Here is a 13,665-nt window from a genome sequence, read left to right as displayed (position 1 = left end):
GGGAGAAAGGGGGGGCGTTTCGTCACAAGCGTCACTTTCGTCACATGTGACGCTTTGTGACGCTTTGTGACGCTGACGATACCGTTCAGTCCGGATAGCCCCCTTCGAACGAGCAGGCTGCGCGACACTACCCATCGACGCCGTCAACTCCATGACGAGCGCAAGCTGCTCCGGCGACAAGCCTGCCTTGGCCAAATCAAGCATGATCGCCGCCGGCTCTCTCACCCCCTGCCCTCCATCCAGTCGGAGAGCCGCATCCAGCGGCCGGCGATGGAGCCACGGGTTCGGCCCGGCAGGATCTTGGTGGCGCTCGCAATGGAATTGCCCTCGGCCACGTGCTCGCAGAGCTTGGCGTCTTCATCCATCGTCCAGGGGTGGACCTTGAGACGATATTCAGGGATGCGCCGGGTCATAGCCGTGCAGCCTTGGCGTAATTCTCCCGTGCCGCAGCCGATGGCGCGTGCTTGGCGTGATAAGCCCATATCGCCTTGCGGAGCTTGTCGGACCCTTTGCGCGCCGCATCTCGGTCGAGGGGCGCCAGAATGGGAGACGCTTCGATGTACTGGACAGGGCGAAGATACGCCTTGCCCTGCTTCGATAGCCGCTTCCGCACTCGCTCGATCGCGCTGTACTGAACGCTCGGGTCGAGATTTTCGACGATGAACCGATGAGCATCGGGACACGTCATCTTTCTGAGCAGCGATGTTGCGATGGTTTCGATCTCGGGTGTCATATGGCCTCCCCAACCAGAATGATGACCTTGCCGTTGGGCACGCGCTCGCCGAACAGGATCTGCGGCTCGTCGAAGCGGTCGTCGTCGATGCCGAGCGCGGCGGCGATACCGTCTTGATATGCCTTCAGACTGGCGCTCGCGTTGTCCTTGTCGATCGCGCGCGTCGTCTTCGGCTTCGGATAAAAGGTGGCCAGGATGTGGAAGCGCTGGCCGGTATCAACGATCTTGTGACGCGAGAGGCTGGCCAGCATGGCATCATGCGCCCACTGCTTGTGCTTCTTGTTCTCGCGGTGCTTGACCATGTGATGACCGCGGCCATTCGGCCATAGGATCTTGTGTGGAAACGGAAGGTCGAGCATCAACGCCACCTCCGATTGCGAACGCCGCGCATCGCCGCTGCCTGACGCTGTGGGCGCAGCAGCTTGCGTGCGGCAAGGCGCTGGTCCAGTTCGAAGGCCAGCGCGTCGATGTGCATTTGATGGGTCAGGATCAGCGGTTGCATCGCCGGGCCTCCACCTTGTTGTTGCATGGAATCGGCTGGATCAGCTCACGGCGCAAAGGCTCGACGCGGACAATCCGTCCGAACATGTCGAAGTCGATGCGACAATATGGAGCTATCCCCCCGGACATGGTCAGGCGGCCTTCCTCGCGTGGGCGCGCAGCCCCTGCCGAAGCTCGGTCAGCCCTGCCCGCTCCTGCGGGACGATATGGATGCCTCCGGCGCTCGCGGGGTGACGGGCCTTGGAATATTCGGCGAGGAATTCGCTCGCCTTTGTCGCCAGCGCGTCAAGATCACCGTCATCCTCACCAGCGGTGCCGACGAACTTCCCGAACGGATCAAGCACGAGGCTTGCCAGCTCGTCGGGAATGCCAAGCTCACCCAATGCCCATGCAGGCATCGCGGAGCCGTCGCGCCAGCCCTTGATCGTGGATTTGGAAATGCCGCTGCGCCGGGCCAGTTCGGCGATGCTCAGTCCAAGATCGCGCTCGGCAAGCCGGAACATCTCTCCCTGCTGCGCGATGGAATACCGCGCTTTCGGCGATAGCTCAGCCATTATTCCCTCCAATATGGTCGGTATCTGGTTGGGCATGAACCCAGCCACCCCAATCCCCGCCGTCGCTGTGGACGACCAAAGGCATGTCGCCGAAGTGCGCCGGATCATCGAACGGCTCGTTGCCGCTTGGAGATGCTCCTGCATGGACGAGTGTTCCGGTGCGCTGTCCGAGACGGAACAGGCGACGTTCGAGGAGGAGACGGAGGACGCGGGTGATCATCTACTTGCCCTTGAGGGCGGCGCTCACTGCCTTGACGGCCCGGTCGGTCATCGTCTCTTCGGGCTGACCAGTGACGAACGCGTAATAGGATTCCGCGCGAGCAATGACCGCTTTGAGATCCTGTCCCTTTGTGGGCGAATTGATTGCCCATTTCAGACATTCGAGCGCAGTTGCGCGATCGGTGGGGTTCCGGTCCATGGTGTTCTCCGTAGTGGGGGGAAAGTGGTTGCGCGGGTTTTGCCATTGCATCGCCGCCTGAGCGGCCAACTGCGCCTGAGCGAGCGCGTTTGGGCTGCCGGTGTTGTACATGCCGCCCTGCTGATGGACGGTGTTTGCGAACTGCGCCTGCTGGTTAAGGTTGTCGCCCCAAGTTCGAATTTCGCCCATCAATCCCGTCCCTCTTTCTTGGAAAGCAGCCCATGCTGTTGAAGGACGGTCGCGGCCCACAGACGGCGCTCAAGCGGCTCCCGTGGATCGGTCAGGTTGACCGTCTTCGCCCATGCGAGTTCGGCGGCTTTCATGCTGCGGCCTGCGTGGGTCCGGACGAGATCAGCCTGTCGAGCGCGGCGTCGAGCTTGCGGACAGTGTCATATGTCGGCCCGTTGCGGTTATTCCTCCACCGCGAAGGCGTTGTTTCAGCGATGCCGGCCTCGCGGCAAATGGCGGCCATGGACTGCCCCGCAGATTTTGCGCGGGCGTACAGCCGGGATACGGGGTCGTCCTGTTCCATATCAGGCATGATATAGGCATGATTGCTTATATTCAAGAGCAATCTTGCTTAGCGTCGAGCGTAGGCATTTTTGCTATTCGAGCCGATATGGACGGACTCGAAGAAGACAGAGGACTGGTGCTTGAACTGGTCGAATGGAGTGGTGATTCGATAGCCAGGATCGCCGCTAAGGCCGGAATGGCAAACACGACAATAAACCGAGCTGCGAATGGCTCTGCCACCAGCCGCTTAAGCCAGCCAACTCTCGACAAACTCAAGAATGCTTATCCGCGTTTTCCGCGCTGGGCGACCGGCGATGAGGCCGATCATACCGACTATGTCAGTGTCAATGTTCTCCCGTCGTATGGGGGAATGGGCGGCGGCGGCTCCGGTGAGGGCGGTATGAGTGTGGCAAAGTTGCCACGTCGTTTGATTGAGGAGGAGTTAAGGGGGCGCCCCTCAGATTTCGAACTGATCGATGTTCGTGGAGACAGTATGGCGCCGGATTTTCTGCACGGCGACCAAATCCTGATCGACCGAAGGGACCGAGATCCGCTTCAACCTGGCTCTTTTGCCCTGTGGGATGGCGATGGGTACGTCGTGAAATTGGTGGAGCGAGTTCCGCAGAGGCGAGGGTGGTACCGGATTTTCTCAGCGAATGATCGATATTCATCATACGAAATTGAGGAAACCGACACCACAATAATGGGGCGTCCGGTCTGGTTTGCGCGGCGGCTTTGAGCCAGTTCGCTACGACTCGATGCGAGGCGAGGGCTTTTTCCGAAGCTCTGCAATCTCAGATGAAATGCGCTCCGCACATTCCCTTGCTTCTCGTACGTGCCCCGCGCTTAGCATGGGCTCGATCGAAAAAAGGTAGTGTTGAATCCAGTTCATCTTTCTCGATGGATCATCGGCAATACTAAGAACCGGCGTCGCAAACCCGGCCTTCTCCAGAGTGACGCGAGTTGCGTCGGACCGCGCCAATGCCGCCGCCCTCGTTTGGGCATTTCCCGATCGAGCGAGTTCAATCCCTTGAAGGGTTTCGCGTACTTCAGCGGCAAGCGCATCAAATTTACCCGCCCTTTTCGGACTTGGCCAAAAAAGAACACCTGCTGCAGCCGCCAGCAGCATAACCGCCAAGCCGCCTCCTATGTCCTCTGGTGCCAATTGAGTCACAAGCGCGCCCTGGTCGGCGAGCCAATCAAAGGCCCGCTCAAGCCCCCAGCCGAAAAAAGCCAGCACCAGAAAACTCGATGCCGCGAGCAGCGCTGCTGCGATTCGTTTCCGCCCCATGGGGTGAAGCCTGCTGCATTTTTGTGGCGATGTGGAGTCATGACATCATAATACGCGTAAGCAGCATCTATGCAATCCTGCTTATTTTATGCTTGACTATCTAGGCATGATTGCTTATATCGTCCCCATCAACGGAGCCGACCCGGCCCGATGGAGGACGAAATGGCACACAAGGTTATCCGCACCGCGAACATGGAAGGGAGCTACGGCCCCGAGCAGACCCGCGTTGAGCAGCTGACCGCTGGCCGCTTCAAAGGCCGCTACGTCGTGCGTGGCTACATGTACGCCGGTCGGGTTGCCTATCAGTCGGCAGATGTCGCGGCTCGCACCGTCGAGAACAACCGCTTCTTCCGTGGCTGGGCAGCCTGACATGCTCGCCATCACCACCCGCCCCAGACTGACGCAGGAGCAATTCCAAGCGATCGGTGATCAGGTGAAAGCCGAGATAGGCGAACGCCCGGCAATGCCGAGCACGGGGCCGCTGTCCTTCGGCGCATACCGCACGGTCAGCGATGCCAAGTTCAACGAGCTGATGGCTGGTTATGATGCGCAGTGCGCTGCGTGCCGTACTTGGGATCGCGCTTTCAAGGCTCGGTTCAATGAGATCGCCGCTCATTCGATGGATGAAGCGGCATGAGCGGGGGCAAGCTCATTTATCGCGACGACCGTTGCGCAATCTGGCTGCTTGACGGCGAGTATTTCGTTTACGGCGTGACGCGCGATCCTCGGGTCTGTCACTCGCTGAACGCGGCCTTTGAAATCGCGGCTGCGGCATGATCGCGATCTTCCTCTTTGACAAGACGGGCATCATGGCCCGCCCTTGGGCTGATGCCGGATACGAATGCTATTGCGTCGATATCCAGCATCCGAAGGGCGAGACGCGGGACGGGAACATTGTTTTCGTCGGCGCCGACGTGCTGCGCTGGATCCCGCCTCTTGGTCGCCAGATCGCGTTTGCGTGCGCCTTCACGCCTTGCACGAACGTCGCCGTCAGTGGCGCGCGCTGGTTCCGCGGGAAGGGTCTCTACGCGCTGCGTGACAGCATCGAACTGTTCGCGCGCTCGGCCGAATTGATCGACGCGACTGGTGCTCCGGGCTTCATCGAAAACCCGATCAGCACCATCAGCACCTATTGGCGCGAACCGGATCATTATTTCCACCCTTGGATGTTCGCCCATATCGATCCGGCCGCGAACTACACCAAGAAAACGGCAGTCTGGGCATTCAATGGCTTCATCATGCCTGTGGGGCTGAGCGAGCCTGACCCAATGCTGCCCATACCTGATGATCGCATCCATAAGGCCGGCCCGGGCACTGAGCGCGCGAATTTCCGCAGCGCCACGCCACCGGGCTTCCCGCAGGCCGTATTCGAAGCGAACGCGCCGAGTTCAAAAGCGAGGGCCGCATGACCCAGCGCGACAAACCTTGGCAGATAGCTGCTGACCTTGAAACCGCTGCGAAGGCGGTACGGGCTGCGCAGGTCGCATTGGATGCCATTCACATCCCCTCGGTCCTTTCGGAAATCGAGGCGATCGAAGGAACCGAGTTCGTCGGCCTCGCCATGGCTGACGCCCTCCAAGCCCTGAGCGACAGGTATCAGGATATTGCTGATGGAGAAGTGCTGTGAGCATCACCACTGACGAGAATGGCCGCTGCGCCAACTGTGGCGAGGACGAGGTTGACGGCGACGTCTGCAAATATTGCGGATGGCCTGACCACTATCGCGGCTGGCGGATCGATCGCGATTTCCTCGGTGGTTTCCAGGCCACTCACCCGGATTTTGATGGTCCGGAAGACACTCGCTCTGTGACCAGCAAGACGCATGCAGGCGTGATCGAGGAAATCGACACATGGATTGAGGAGCATTCGTGATGCAGCTCCCCTACTCAGACGCACACCTTAGCTGGCCGGTTCTAGAACTGGACTTACGGTATCTCGAACTGATGTTCGCTGATTGCCTCAATGAGGATGAAGCAGACGAACTCGAAATACTGATCGCCGAGAAGGAAGCTCGGGCTGTGGAGCTTGGGCTGTGACGGGGCTGGACATTCCCTCGGCTGGCGACGTGTTCCGCGTCCGCTATCCCTTTGTCCGCTGCGTCGTGACGATCTTGAATGTGGATGGGTTCGAGGAAATCCAGTCTTGGCGCCCCGGCGTCCACATCGAGAACTGCGGACCTTACGGCGATACCGATGTCGTTGCCAACGCTGAAGGCGAAATGATCCTCACGGTCATCGACACCTTCAAGCCGGGCCGTTTCCCGAGGCGCGTTTTCTACACCCGCAAGTTCGTCAGCCCCGACGGAAATGTCTTCGGCAAGGGCAAGCTTCACATGACCACAGTGGATGCATTCCTTCGTCGCACAGCCGGTTTTCGGCACGCCTACGACGTCGAAGATGTCGCAACCCCCACCCCCAAATCAGAGGACTGAGACATGGATATCATAGTCATTGGAGCCGGGGCCATATCCGGCGCAGCGGGCAGCCTGATCGGTATGGCGGCCGGATGGTTTCTTCGCGGCAAACCCGCGCCCGCTGAGCCTGTGGACCTGTGCGTCAAGCGGCACCTGAAGACGATCTCGGACCTTCGGCTCTCCGGGCAACGAATGGCAATTAAGATCAGACAGCTCACCGATGACCGCAACGGACTTTCCGCCGTCGCGATGAAGAGGCTTGAGGAAATTGGTCGTCTAACCGATCAGCTCGCCCTCGCTGGCAAGCCCGATCAGAAGCGCGACGCTTTGGGCCGCTGGCTGCCGAAGGCCAAGGCGAAGGCTGATGACGATGGCTGGATCGAGTGGGCTGGCGGTGAGTGCCCGGTAGACGCAGGATTTCCTATCGAGGTGAAATTCCGGGACGAAGCGGTTTGGAAATCCCGGCATCCCAGAACGCTCCGCTGGGACCATTGGCAGGCCCCAGCCGACATCATCGCCTACCGTGTTGTTCCCGTCTCTCGCAAGGTGACGATGGAAACTGTTCAGTCAGTTGGGGGTGGGTTGTGAGCGCGATCAACTGGAGCATGCCCGTCGTCACGCGCCACGGCTTTCCTGGCCGGGTTCTGGACGAGCGCACATTGAGCGGGCGTCGCCGGGTCTGGGTCTGCAAATACAACCCGCCGAAAACCGACGATGAGGCGAAGACCGGCACGGCATGGAATTATGCCGAAGATGGGGCCTGCCGTGGCGACGGCGCTCTCTCCGATCTCGATATCGTGGGCAATCGCTCATGAACCGCACCCGCGACATGGCCAGCCTACGCGACGAAGATCTTCGCAAGATCCTGTCACCAAAGCCGATCGAACGGAAGCCCATGGGCTGGATCGACGAGCCCCGATATTTCACAAGGAGTTTTGAGAAATGAGCAAGGCGCTTTTCGCGGCCATGTCCAAGGCGTTTCCCGAGATCGAGGGAGCGGTGAAGGACAGCGCCAACCCGCATTTCAAATCGAAGTATGCCGACCTGTCCAGCGTCGTCGAGGCGATCAAGCCCGCGCTGATCAAGCATGGCCTGTTCTTCTCCCAGGTCAACCACGAGCAGCAGGGCGGCGTATGCGTCGAGACGATCGTCTGTCACGAGGGCGGCGATCAGATGAGTTTCGGCAAGCTGTTCGTGCCCGCCAGCAAGCAGGATGCGCAGGGCTACGGCTCCGCGCTGACCTATGCCCGGCGCTATTCGTTGATGACCGCGTTCGGCGTCTGCCCCGAGGACGATGACGGGAACGCAGCGGCAAAATCACCGCCTCGCCAGACCGATCAGGAACCTACCAAGCGCGTGAAGCTGGACGGCCCATATCCGAGCAAGACGGCGCTCTGGAACGCTGTGAAGCAATTCGACCGCGAAGTCCGCAGCTGCGGCGACAGCGACCAGTTCGATGCACTGCTCGCTCTGGAAGAGACGGACGCCCTGCTAGAGCAGGTCCGCCGAGATGCCCCGCAGCTCATGGAGGGCGGTATCGATCTGCCCGCCGAGTTCGAACCGCTGAACGCGCTGTTGCTGCGGATCAAGAATGAACTGACTGCCGCGGACAATAATTCGTGGCAGAAAAACCCGCTGGCGGCTGGCTGATCATGAGCCGCGCCGACATAGAAAACCGCTACCGCCGCAAGCGGTATGCGACCGACCCGGAATATCGGGATCGTCGTTTGGCGGAAGCGCGCCAGCGCCGTGACGAACGCAACCAGCGTCGCCGGGACCGCTACAGGCACGATCCGGAATACCGGGCCAAGCAGATCGACCGGAACCGCCAGTATCGGGAGCGCGGATGATGCTCGCGCGCAAGACCCCCATGAAGGTCAGCCGCCGCAAGGCCAAGACCGCTGCCGAACGCCGTCATTTCGATCGCGTCGCGCAGATGGGGTGCCTTGTGTGCGATATGCCTTCCACAATCCACCATGTGACAAGTAACGGGCATTCTCGCCTTACACGAACGCACGAACGCGTCGTGCCGCTGTGCCCGCGCCATCACATGATCCAGTTCGGCCCGCACGAAAGCGTCGAGGCGTTGGGCCATGCCGGGTTCACCGCAACCTACGGGATCGACCTTCTGGCGGTCGCCGACAAGCTTTGGGCTTCGAACGATGGCTGATGAACCGCCCCTGATCTTCCAGAAGAAGCTTGGCGGCCTGTTCGTCGCGAACCCGGCCGCACAAGCTGCTGTGGCCGCGCTGGACGACGGATCGCACGTCCGGGTCAAGATCACCCGGAGCCAGGGCAACAACCGCCGTATCGCGCTCTACTGGATCGTCCTGGGCATCGCAGCGCCCATGCTCTCCGACCGCTGCGAAGGCGACGCGATCGATGACCGCATGCTCCACAAGATCCTGAAGGATCGCCGGGGCCTCTACGGGGAGACGATCCTGCCAAGCGGTGAGATCGTCAAGAATTACGACAGCATCTCATTCGGGAAGATGACGGAGCCGGAGCGCACCGCCTTCATCGACTGGGCATTTTCCACACTCTCGAAATGGCTTGGCGTTCCGGTCACCGACCTGACCCGCGAAGCGGAGCGAGAGGCGGCATAACCGCGCTCTAGGCGCATCAATACCGCGACTGCCTAGAGCTACGGTCGCGGGGAAGGATTTAGGGATGACGAAAGGCGAACCGCCAAAAATCGACGGCAAGGTATTCCAAGTCGTCCTCTCGTTCCCGATGCGCTGGAAGGCATACAGCCCCAAGAGCGAGCAGTTCCGCCACGGCATCAAAGGCCGCTGGCAGCAGATGAACGAGTTCGGCGGATGGGACAATGCCCCCGGCGCTGGCCGGCACTTTCCATTCGAAAGCTGGGAGGAATGCGCATGACCACCCCCGCAAAGGCATTCGCCCGTCTCGACCCCGCCCACTGGCGAGACGTCCATATCCAGGGTGATCGCAACCGCCCTGTGTTCCTGCCCGATCGTCGGCGGGTCAATCGCAAGACGATGGGCACACCCAAATTCTGGACTCGCGGGTCCAATGGTGAAGAGGCTTGGATCGATGGGTAGGCGTTACGGATGGCCGCTGCGCTTCCAGTGCGGTGTCGCTGGCTGCCCAGAGACCGCGAATTACAACTATTCGACCAAGCGCGACCTGATGGAGAGCTTCGAGCTTAAGAACTATTCCAACGGTCGCTGGCGCTGCGTCCGTCATTCAAGACCGAACGAGGTTCTGTCGATCGAAAACCCGCGAACATGCGCCGAGCTGATTGTCGAGCAGAAGCCCCACGGCCTATTCTTCGGCAACTTCGGATTCATCCACGGCGATGGCTACAAGGCCTTCGCAAAGGACTTCCCGCCGGGGACCAAGATCATCGTTTCGGCAGAGCTGGTCCTCCCCAATCAGCCGAGAGAGGAAGAGTGATGAGCGCTCCGGCTCGTTTCACGAAAGCTGATGTCAAGCGCGCTGTCTCTGGCGTCGCGGCGGCTGGCTTTACGGTCGGGACGGTCGAGATAGACCCAACTGGAAAAATCCGCATCATCGCCGTCTCCGAATCAAAGAAGCGAGGCGGTGGCGGATGGGAAGACCTAGAATGAACCGTAGGCTTCCGCCCTACGCCAGCGAGTTCCGCGACCGGCACGGCAAGGTCCGCATCCGCTTCAGGATGAAGGATCGGCCCACCCACTATGCGCAGACGGTTCCTGGCTCTGACGAGTTCTGGAAAGAATATCTGGCGTGGCGCGATGGTGCAACCATCGTCGTCGGCAAAGGTCGAATTTCGCCCGGAACGATCAATGACCTGATCAGCCAATTCTATGGCAGCGTTCAGTGGAAAGGCATTCCATCCGAACGCACCCGTGTCGTCTATCGCGGCGAGCTGGAGCGCTTCCGAGCGAAGCGGGGCGATGCGATGGTCGCCAATCTCGACGCGCGACACATCGCCAAGCTGATGGAGAAAATGTCCGATACGCCGTCGGCCGCGAACAATCTGTTGAAGCGCCTCCGGATGATATTGGACTATGCCATCCTGCTTGGCTGGCGCACCGATAATCCCGCCAAGGTGGTCAAGCCGATCAAGGTGACTGGCGACGGCTTCCATAAATGGGAGGAGACCGAGATCGCGCAATTCGAAGCGCGGCACCCGGTCGGCACGAAGGCCCATCTGGCGCTCGCCCTTCTCCTCTACACCGCGCAGCGCCGGAGCGATATCGTCACCATGGGCGTGCAGCACATCAAGGATGGCCGGATCCGCGTCAAGCAGATGAAGACCGGCAAGGACATGATGATCCCGATCCACCCCAGGCTGCGAGCGGCGATCGATGCATGCCCGTCCGGGCATCTCGCCTTCCTCGTTTCCAGCCTGAACAAGCCGTACACCAAAGAGAGCTTTGGCAACTGGTTTCGCAAGCGCTGCAACGAGGCCGGCCTTCAGGATTGCGCCGCGCACGGTCTGCGCAAAGCCGCCGCCAGCCGCATGGCTGAGATCGGCCTGAGCAACCAGCGGATCAAATCCCTGACTGGCCATACGTCTGATGCGGAGGTCGCGCGCTACACCCGGAACGCCGATCAGGTGCGCATGGCAGACGAGGCGATGGCGGAGATCGTGAAGGCTGATTTGGCTAACCAAGAAATCGGGTTAGCCAACGGCCAAGATAACGCATTGAAATTAGGATAGAAAAAATGACTTGTGGTGCGCCCGACGGGATTCGAACCCATGGCCCCCAGATTAGGAATCTGGTGCTCTATCCTGCTGAGCTACGGGCGCGCCGCCACGCTGGTTAAGGGCTTGCGCGCGCGGGGTCAATCAGCCCGCGGCTTCCGATGACATCGAGCGAGCCGATCCGGTTGAAGCGGAAATGAGTCCGTCCGACTGAGGGTCGCTCTAATTCTGCGCTTCGGGCGGAATCACCGGAAACGGCAGCGGCGCGACGGGCACGCCTTCGTCGATCAGCGCCTTTGCCTGCTCGCCCGAAACTTCGCCATGGATCGAGATCTTGTCGGTTTCGCCAAGATGCATCGCCCTCGCCTTGTCGGCAAAGTCGCGCCCTACCCATTCGGATTGCTCGAGCATCGCCGACTGGGCCCGCGCCAGCATCGCCAGCATCGCTTTCACCTCCGCGGGAGAATGATCCGACGGCGCGTTGGTATTGGCTGCCATCGGCACGCTCGCCGTCTCCGGCCGGCTATTGCCCTTCGCCGTCACATTGGGCGCCATCACCGCCTTTTCGATGCCGGCATCGCCGCACATCGGACAGGACAGCAGCCCGCGCTGCTTCTGGTCGGCGTAATCGCCGCTCGATCCGAACCATGCTTCGAACACATGCCCGTGGGCGCAACGCAGATCGAAGACGATCATGGCGTGCGGCTCAATTCGGGTATCGGGCGGCGATGGCGGAGCACCGGCACGCGAGCACGAACATCCTCGATCCGGGCGGGATCGAGATCGGCGAAACCGACGCCCGTTCCTTCGTTCATGTCGAGCAACACCTGCCCCCAGGGATCGATCACGAGCGAATGCCCGTAGGTCTCGCGCCCGTCCTCGTGCCGCCCCCATTGCGCGGCAGCGATCACGAAACAGGCCGATTCGACGGCGCGGGCGCGCAGCAGCAAATGCCAATGCGCCTGACCGGTCGGTACGGTGAAGGCGGCGGGAACCGTCAATATCGTGGCACCGCCGTCGGAAAGCGTGCGATACAGCGCCGCGAAGCGAAGGTCGTAGCAGACCGACAGACCGACTGCTCCCCAGGGCGTCTCTGCCAGCGCGGCGCGTTCTCCAGGCGCATAGACCGCCGATTCACGCCAGCTTTCGCCGGTCGCCAGATCGACGTCGAACAAATGCATCTTGTCGTAACGCGCGCGGATCGCGCCGGTATCGTCGATCACGAAACCCCGATTGACCAGCCGCCCATCCTCACGTTCGCCGGCCAGCGCCAGCGAACCGATATGAACCCAGAGTCCGGCATCCGCAGCCGCACGGCGCACGGCGGCGAGGACGATATCCCCCGCCTCGTCGCGCAGATGCGCCGCAGCGCGATGCCGGTCGCGATCGAGCAAGCCGGACATTTCGGGCGTGAACAGCATATCCGCGCCGCCCGCCTTGGCTTCGTGCACCGCGGCAACGATCGTCGCAGCATTGGCCGCGGGATCGATCCCGCTCGTCATCTGCAGCAGCGCGGCGCGCATCAGCCGGCCAACAGGGGGTCGAGCCGGCCGGCCGCGTCAAGGGCCGCCAGATCGTCGGAACCGCCGACATGGCGACCATCGATGAAAATCTGCGGAACCGTCAGGCTGCCCGGCGCACGATCGAGCATTTCCTGGCGCTTCGGCCCGCCCATGGTGATGTCATATTCTTCGAATGCGATGCCCTTTCGCCCGAGCAATGCCTTTGCCCGCACGCAATAACCGCAGAACGCCTTGGTATAGATCTCGACCTTTGCCATAATCCTCAGGTGTGGTGCGCGGACGCGGAAGTCAATATTCCTCGGCGAGCACGCGCGCCCAGCACAACAGAATGACACGCGCCGCGCCGCCGCGTTTCAGGGCTCTTGCACAGGCGTTTGCGGTGGCACCGCTGGTATGGACATCGTCAACCAGCCAGACCGTGCGCCCCGCGAGCAGCGCACGGTGCGAGGGCGGCACCTGAAACGCGCCGCGCACCGTCCTGGCGCGAGCGGCCGCGCCCATACCGCGCAGAGCGGGTGTTGCTTTGATCCGGCCGAGCGCATCGAGCGAAAGCGCGGCCCCCGTCCGTTGCGCCAATGCGCGAGCGATCAGCGCCGACTGATTATAGCCGCGTCGCCAGATCCGCCAGCGATGCAACGGAACCGGCACGAGCAGCCCATCGGCGGCGACATCCACATGCCGCACGAGTTGCGCCGCGATGATATCCGCCATTGCGGTGCGTCCGGAATATTTGAGCTTGAGCGCCAGCCCACGCGCGATCTCTCCATAGGCAACCGCGGCGCGCACGCCGTCATGGAGCGGCGGATGCGCAAGACATGCGCCGCAGGTCAACCCTTCGCCGCCGTCCATCGGCCGGCCACAGGCCGTGCAGCCGCCATCGGGCAGGAAATCGAGCCTTTGCCAGCAATCGAGACAGAAGCGGCGGTCGCCCTCGACCACCACGCCGCAGCCCGGACAACGCGGCGGCAACGCGAAATCGCGCATCATGCGAACGATCGTGACCGCGGGTGCGAATGCCAGTCTCACGACACCCTTGTCGTGTCATGGCCCGCGATGCACAAG

The 13,665-nt window shown here is 61.4% G+C and carries 34 protein-coding genes and 1 tRNA gene; 21 read left to right on the top strand and 14 right to left on the bottom strand.

Annotated elements, in window-relative coordinates:
* Positions 1-221: 221 nt before the first annotated feature.
* The 8 genes from AC3WN8_RS19635 to AC3WN8_RS19600 form a co-directional block, all read right to left on the bottom strand.
* Positions 222-413, bottom strand: coding sequence for a hypothetical protein (locus tag AC3WN8_RS19635; protein WP_492671164.1), 192 nt, complete (start codon positions 411-413; stop codon positions 222-224).
* Positions 410-733: a hypothetical protein gene (locus AC3WN8_RS19630; RefSeq protein WP_492671163.1), complete on the bottom strand. Its 324-nt coding sequence runs from the start codon at positions 731-733 to the stop codon at positions 410-412. Before AC3WN8_RS19630 ends, AC3WN8_RS19635 begins: the two co-directional genes overlap by 4 nt.
* Entirely contained in the window at positions 730-1,092 is a 363-nt protein-coding gene (locus AC3WN8_RS19625; RefSeq protein ID WP_492671162.1) for a hypothetical protein, read from the bottom strand. Before AC3WN8_RS19625 ends, AC3WN8_RS19630 begins: the two co-directional genes overlap by 4 nt.
* Entirely contained in the window at positions 1,092-1,235 is a 144-nt protein-coding gene (locus tag AC3WN8_RS19620) for a hypothetical protein (protein WP_492671161.1), read from the bottom strand. The genes AC3WN8_RS19625 and AC3WN8_RS19620 overlap by 1 nt, the downstream gene beginning before the upstream one ends.
* Positions 1,236-1,365: 130 nt before the next feature.
* Positions 1,366-1,737 carry a helix-turn-helix domain-containing protein gene (locus AC3WN8_RS19615; RefSeq protein WP_492671160.1) on the bottom strand — a complete coding sequence of 124 codons (372 nt, stop codon included), beginning with the start codon at positions 1,735-1,737 and terminating at the stop codon, positions 1,366-1,368.
* A gap of 43 nt (positions 1,738-1,780) precedes the next feature.
* A complete protein-coding gene (locus AC3WN8_RS19610) occupies positions 1,781-2,008 on the bottom strand; it encodes a hypothetical protein (protein WP_492671159.1) in 228 nt (75 codons plus the stop codon).
* Entirely contained in the window at positions 2,009-2,395 is a 387-nt protein-coding gene (locus AC3WN8_RS19605; RefSeq protein WP_492671158.1) for a hypothetical protein, read from the bottom strand.
* Complete coding sequence (locus AC3WN8_RS19600) at positions 2,395-2,529, bottom strand: hypothetical protein (RefSeq protein WP_492671157.1); 135 nt, start codon at positions 2,527-2,529, stop codon at positions 2,395-2,397. Before AC3WN8_RS19600 ends, AC3WN8_RS19605 begins: the two co-directional genes overlap by 1 nt.
* Positions 2,530-2,756: 227 nt before the next feature.
* On the opposite strand from AC3WN8_RS19600, the gene AC3WN8_RS19595 reads away from it, so the two are divergent.
* Positions 2,757-3,458 (top strand): S24 family peptidase, encoded by a 702-nt coding sequence (locus tag AC3WN8_RS19595; RefSeq protein ID WP_492671156.1) that lies wholly within the window; start codon positions 2,757-2,759, stop codon positions 3,456-3,458.
* A 9-nt stretch (positions 3,459-3,467) separates the two neighbouring features.
* Here the strand turns inward: AC3WN8_RS19595 and AC3WN8_RS19590 are convergent, their stop codons facing one another.
* Complete coding sequence (locus AC3WN8_RS19590; RefSeq protein WP_492671155.1) at positions 3,468-4,010, bottom strand: hypothetical protein; 543 nt, start codon at positions 4,008-4,010, stop codon at positions 3,468-3,470.
* A 162-nt stretch (positions 4,011-4,172) separates the two neighbouring features.
* Between AC3WN8_RS19590 and AC3WN8_RS19585 the strand changes: the two genes are divergently transcribed.
* From AC3WN8_RS19585 to AC3WN8_RS19490, 20 genes are all read left to right on the top strand, one after another.
* Positions 4,173-4,379 carry a hypothetical protein gene (locus AC3WN8_RS19585; protein WP_492671154.1) on the top strand — a complete coding sequence of 69 codons (207 nt, stop codon included), beginning with the start codon at positions 4,173-4,175 and terminating at the stop codon, positions 4,377-4,379.
* A 1-nt stretch (position 4,380) separates the two neighbouring features.
* Positions 4,381-4,647, top strand: a complete 267-nt coding sequence (locus tag AC3WN8_RS19580) for a hypothetical protein (RefSeq protein WP_492671153.1) — start codon at positions 4,381-4,383, stop codon at positions 4,645-4,647.
* Entirely contained in the window at positions 4,644-4,787 is a 144-nt protein-coding gene (locus tag AC3WN8_RS19575; protein WP_492671152.1) for a hypothetical protein, read from the top strand. The genes AC3WN8_RS19580 and AC3WN8_RS19575 overlap by 4 nt, the downstream gene beginning before the upstream one ends.
* Positions 4,784-5,419 (top strand): hypothetical protein, encoded by a 636-nt coding sequence (locus AC3WN8_RS19570; protein ID WP_492671151.1) that lies wholly within the window; start codon positions 4,784-4,786, stop codon positions 5,417-5,419. The genes AC3WN8_RS19575 and AC3WN8_RS19570 overlap by 4 nt, the downstream gene beginning before the upstream one ends.
* A complete protein-coding gene (locus AC3WN8_RS19565) occupies positions 5,416-5,637 on the top strand; it encodes a hypothetical protein (protein WP_492671150.1) in 222 nt (73 codons plus the stop codon). Before AC3WN8_RS19570 ends, AC3WN8_RS19565 begins: the two co-directional genes overlap by 4 nt.
* On the top strand, positions 5,634-5,882 hold the full coding sequence (locus AC3WN8_RS19560) for a hypothetical protein (RefSeq protein ID WP_492671149.1): 249 nt from the start codon (positions 5,634-5,636) through the stop codon (positions 5,880-5,882). The genes AC3WN8_RS19565 and AC3WN8_RS19560 overlap by 4 nt, the downstream gene beginning before the upstream one ends.
* Positions 5,882-6,046, top strand: coding sequence for a hypothetical protein (locus AC3WN8_RS19555; RefSeq protein WP_492671148.1), 165 nt, complete (start codon positions 5,882-5,884; stop codon positions 6,044-6,046). Before AC3WN8_RS19560 ends, AC3WN8_RS19555 begins: the two co-directional genes overlap by 1 nt.
* Positions 6,043-6,441, top strand: a complete 399-nt coding sequence (locus AC3WN8_RS19550; RefSeq protein WP_492671147.1) for a hypothetical protein — start codon at positions 6,043-6,045, stop codon at positions 6,439-6,441. The genes AC3WN8_RS19555 and AC3WN8_RS19550 overlap by 4 nt, the downstream gene beginning before the upstream one ends.
* Positions 6,442-6,444: 3 nt before the next feature.
* A complete protein-coding gene (locus tag AC3WN8_RS19545) occupies positions 6,445-7,011 on the top strand; it encodes a hypothetical protein (RefSeq protein WP_492671146.1) in 567 nt (188 codons plus the stop codon).
* Positions 7,008-7,238, top strand: coding sequence for a hypothetical protein (locus tag AC3WN8_RS19540; protein WP_492671145.1), 231 nt, complete (start codon positions 7,008-7,010; stop codon positions 7,236-7,238). Before AC3WN8_RS19545 ends, AC3WN8_RS19540 begins: the two co-directional genes overlap by 4 nt.
* The gene (locus AC3WN8_RS19535) at positions 7,235-7,369 is read left to right on the top strand and encodes a hypothetical protein (RefSeq protein ID WP_492671144.1); all 135 of its coding nucleotides are present in this window, start codon (positions 7,235-7,237) and stop codon (positions 7,367-7,369) included. The genes AC3WN8_RS19540 and AC3WN8_RS19535 overlap by 4 nt, the downstream gene beginning before the upstream one ends.
* A complete protein-coding gene (locus AC3WN8_RS19530) occupies positions 7,366-8,073 on the top strand; it encodes an ERF family protein (protein WP_492671143.1) in 708 nt (235 codons plus the stop codon). The genes AC3WN8_RS19535 and AC3WN8_RS19530 overlap by 4 nt, the downstream gene beginning before the upstream one ends.
* Positions 8,043-8,273: a hypothetical protein gene (locus AC3WN8_RS19525; RefSeq protein WP_492671142.1), complete on the top strand. Its 231-nt coding sequence runs from the start codon at positions 8,043-8,045 to the stop codon at positions 8,271-8,273. The genes AC3WN8_RS19530 and AC3WN8_RS19525 overlap by 31 nt, the downstream gene beginning before the upstream one ends.
* Positions 8,270-8,593 carry a Ref family recombination enhancement nuclease gene (locus AC3WN8_RS19520; RefSeq protein WP_492671141.1) on the top strand — a complete coding sequence of 108 codons (324 nt, stop codon included), beginning with the start codon at positions 8,270-8,272 and terminating at the stop codon, positions 8,591-8,593. Before AC3WN8_RS19525 ends, AC3WN8_RS19520 begins: the two co-directional genes overlap by 4 nt.
* Positions 8,586-9,029 (top strand): hypothetical protein, encoded by a 444-nt coding sequence (locus tag AC3WN8_RS19515; protein WP_492671140.1) that lies wholly within the window; start codon positions 8,586-8,588, stop codon positions 9,027-9,029. Before AC3WN8_RS19520 ends, AC3WN8_RS19515 begins: the two co-directional genes overlap by 8 nt.
* Positions 9,030-9,093: 64 nt before the next feature.
* Complete coding sequence (locus tag AC3WN8_RS19510; RefSeq protein WP_492671139.1) at positions 9,094-9,306, top strand: hypothetical protein; 213 nt, start codon at positions 9,094-9,096, stop codon at positions 9,304-9,306.
* The gene (locus tag AC3WN8_RS19505) at positions 9,303-9,488 is read left to right on the top strand and encodes a hypothetical protein (protein WP_492671138.1); all 186 of its coding nucleotides are present in this window, start codon (positions 9,303-9,305) and stop codon (positions 9,486-9,488) included. Before AC3WN8_RS19510 ends, AC3WN8_RS19505 begins: the two co-directional genes overlap by 4 nt.
* Entirely contained in the window at positions 9,481-9,843 is a 363-nt protein-coding gene (locus tag AC3WN8_RS19500) for a hypothetical protein (protein WP_492671137.1), read from the top strand. The genes AC3WN8_RS19505 and AC3WN8_RS19500 overlap by 8 nt, the downstream gene beginning before the upstream one ends.
* The gene (locus tag AC3WN8_RS19495; protein ID WP_492671136.1) at positions 9,843-10,016 is read left to right on the top strand and encodes a hypothetical protein; all 174 of its coding nucleotides are present in this window, start codon (positions 9,843-9,845) and stop codon (positions 10,014-10,016) included. Before AC3WN8_RS19500 ends, AC3WN8_RS19495 begins: the two co-directional genes overlap by 1 nt.
* Positions 10,013-11,095, top strand: coding sequence for a tyrosine-type recombinase/integrase (locus tag AC3WN8_RS19490; protein WP_492671135.1), 1,083 nt, complete (start codon positions 10,013-10,015; stop codon positions 11,093-11,095). Before AC3WN8_RS19495 ends, AC3WN8_RS19490 begins: the two co-directional genes overlap by 4 nt.
* 13 nt (positions 11,096-11,108) lie before the next feature.
* Here the strand turns inward: AC3WN8_RS19490 and AC3WN8_RS19485 are convergent.
* The 5 genes from AC3WN8_RS19485 to AC3WN8_RS19465 all read right to left on the bottom strand — a co-directional run bounded on the left by AC3WN8_RS19485 (position 11,109) and on the right by AC3WN8_RS19465 (position 13,590).
* Positions 11,109-11,185: transfer RNA gene (locus AC3WN8_RS19485), tRNA-Arg, on the bottom strand.
* Between the two features lie 117 nt (positions 11,186-11,302).
* Complete coding sequence (locus tag AC3WN8_RS19480) at positions 11,303-11,776, bottom strand: DUF1178 family protein (protein ID WP_492671134.1); 474 nt, start codon at positions 11,774-11,776, stop codon at positions 11,303-11,305.
* A complete protein-coding gene (locus AC3WN8_RS19475; RefSeq protein ID WP_492671133.1) occupies positions 11,773-12,603 on the bottom strand; it encodes a carbon-nitrogen hydrolase family protein in 831 nt (276 codons plus the stop codon). The genes AC3WN8_RS19480 and AC3WN8_RS19475 overlap by 4 nt, the downstream gene beginning before the upstream one ends.
* Positions 12,603-12,860, bottom strand: coding sequence for a glutaredoxin 3 (gene grxC / locus AC3WN8_RS19470; RefSeq protein ID WP_492671132.1), 258 nt, complete (start codon positions 12,858-12,860; stop codon positions 12,603-12,605). Before grxC ends, AC3WN8_RS19475 begins: the two co-directional genes overlap by 1 nt.
* A 31-nt stretch (positions 12,861-12,891) precedes the next feature.
* Positions 12,892-13,590, bottom strand: a complete 699-nt coding sequence (locus tag AC3WN8_RS19465) for a ComF family protein (protein ID WP_492671166.1) — start codon at positions 13,588-13,590, stop codon at positions 12,892-12,894.
* Between the last annotated feature and the right edge of the window lie 75 nt (positions 13,591-13,665).

Source organism: Sphingobium sp. FW305-3-2-15-F-TSA7 (genome assembly GCF_058787155.1).
The sequence above is the reverse complement of the archived record's forward strand: the minus strand, read 5'-3'. Positions and strand labels throughout refer to the sequence as shown.

Excerpts from the sequence above, each read along its gene's own strand:
- grxC (WP_492671132.1), bottom strand. The coding sequence starts at position 12,860 with ATGGCAAAGGTCGAGATCTATACCAAGGCGTTCTGCGGTTATTGCGTG.
- AC3WN8_RS19580 (WP_492671153.1), top strand. The coding sequence starts at position 4,381 with ATGCTCGCCATCACCACCCGCCCCAGACTGACGCAGGAGCAATTCCAA.
- AC3WN8_RS19570 (WP_492671151.1), top strand. The coding sequence starts at position 4,784 with ATGATCGCGATCTTCCTCTTTGACAAGACGGGCATCATGGCCCGCCCT.
- AC3WN8_RS19630 (WP_492671163.1), bottom strand. The coding sequence starts at position 733 with ATGACACCCGAGATCGAAACCATCGCAACATCGCTGCTCAGAAAGATG.
- AC3WN8_RS19555 (WP_492671148.1), top strand. The coding sequence starts at position 5,882 with ATGCAGCTCCCCTACTCAGACGCACACCTTAGCTGGCCGGTTCTAGAA.
- AC3WN8_RS19610 (WP_492671159.1), bottom strand. The coding sequence starts at position 2,008 with ATGATCACCCGCGTCCTCCGTCTCCTCCTCGAACGTCGCCTGTTCCGT.
- AC3WN8_RS19545 (WP_492671146.1), top strand. The coding sequence starts at position 6,445 with ATGGATATCATAGTCATTGGAGCCGGGGCCATATCCGGCGCAGCGGGC.
- AC3WN8_RS19515 (WP_492671140.1), top strand. The coding sequence starts at position 8,586 with ATGGCTGATGAACCGCCCCTGATCTTCCAGAAGAAGCTTGGCGGCCTG.
- AC3WN8_RS19495 (WP_492671136.1), top strand. The coding sequence starts at position 9,843 with ATGAGCGCTCCGGCTCGTTTCACGAAAGCTGATGTCAAGCGCGCTGTC.
- AC3WN8_RS19475 (WP_492671133.1), bottom strand. The coding sequence starts at position 12,603 with ATGCGCGCCGCGCTGCTGCAGATGACGAGCGGGATCGATCCCGCGGCC.
- AC3WN8_RS19505 (WP_492671138.1), top strand. The coding sequence starts at position 9,303 with ATGACCACCCCCGCAAAGGCATTCGCCCGTCTCGACCCCGCCCACTGG.
- AC3WN8_RS19585 (WP_492671154.1), top strand. The coding sequence starts at position 4,173 with ATGGCACACAAGGTTATCCGCACCGCGAACATGGAAGGGAGCTACGGC.
- AC3WN8_RS19500 (WP_492671137.1), top strand. The coding sequence starts at position 9,481 with ATGGGTAGGCGTTACGGATGGCCGCTGCGCTTCCAGTGCGGTGTCGCT.
- AC3WN8_RS19590 (WP_492671155.1), bottom strand. The coding sequence starts at position 4,010 with ATGGGGCGGAAACGAATCGCAGCAGCGCTGCTCGCGGCATCGAGTTTT.
- AC3WN8_RS19600 (WP_492671157.1), bottom strand. The coding sequence starts at position 2,529 with ATGAAAGCCGCCGAACTCGCATGGGCGAAGACGGTCAACCTGACCGAT.
- AC3WN8_RS19620 (WP_492671161.1), bottom strand. The coding sequence starts at position 1,235 with ATGCAACCGCTGATCCTGACCCATCAAATGCACATCGACGCGCTGGCC.
- AC3WN8_RS19575 (WP_492671152.1), top strand. The coding sequence starts at position 4,644 with ATGAGCGGGGGCAAGCTCATTTATCGCGACGACCGTTGCGCAATCTGG.
- AC3WN8_RS19625 (WP_492671162.1), bottom strand. The coding sequence starts at position 1,092 with ATGCTCGACCTTCCGTTTCCACACAAGATCCTATGGCCGAATGGCCGC.
- AC3WN8_RS19635 (WP_492671164.1), bottom strand. The coding sequence starts at position 413 with ATGACCCGGCGCATCCCTGAATATCGTCTCAAGGTCCACCCCTGGACG.
- AC3WN8_RS19565 (WP_492671150.1), top strand. The coding sequence starts at position 5,416 with ATGACCCAGCGCGACAAACCTTGGCAGATAGCTGCTGACCTTGAAACC.
- AC3WN8_RS19530 (WP_492671143.1), top strand. The coding sequence starts at position 7,366 with ATGAGCAAGGCGCTTTTCGCGGCCATGTCCAAGGCGTTTCCCGAGATC.
- AC3WN8_RS19465 (WP_492671166.1), bottom strand. The coding sequence starts at position 13,590 with ATGATGCGCGATTTCGCGTTGCCGCCGCGTTGTCCGGGCTGCGGCGTG.
- AC3WN8_RS19535 (WP_492671144.1), top strand. The coding sequence starts at position 7,235 with ATGAACCGCACCCGCGACATGGCCAGCCTACGCGACGAAGATCTTCGC.
- AC3WN8_RS19595 (WP_492671156.1), top strand. The coding sequence starts at position 2,757 with ATGATTGCTTATATTCAAGAGCAATCTTGCTTAGCGTCGAGCGTAGGC.
- AC3WN8_RS19510 (WP_492671139.1), top strand. The coding sequence starts at position 9,094 with ATGACGAAAGGCGAACCGCCAAAAATCGACGGCAAGGTATTCCAAGTC.
- AC3WN8_RS19615 (WP_492671160.1), bottom strand. The coding sequence starts at position 1,737 with ATGTTCCGGCTTGCCGAGCGCGATCTTGGACTGAGCATCGCCGAACTG.
- AC3WN8_RS19490 (WP_492671135.1), top strand. The coding sequence starts at position 10,013 with ATGAACCGTAGGCTTCCGCCCTACGCCAGCGAGTTCCGCGACCGGCAC.
- AC3WN8_RS19520 (WP_492671141.1), top strand. The coding sequence starts at position 8,270 with ATGATGCTCGCGCGCAAGACCCCCATGAAGGTCAGCCGCCGCAAGGCC.
- AC3WN8_RS19605 (WP_492671158.1), bottom strand. The coding sequence starts at position 2,395 with ATGGGCGAAATTCGAACTTGGGGCGACAACCTTAACCAGCAGGCGCAG.
- AC3WN8_RS19480 (WP_492671134.1), bottom strand. The coding sequence starts at position 11,776 with ATGATCGTCTTCGATCTGCGTTGCGCCCACGGGCATGTGTTCGAAGCA.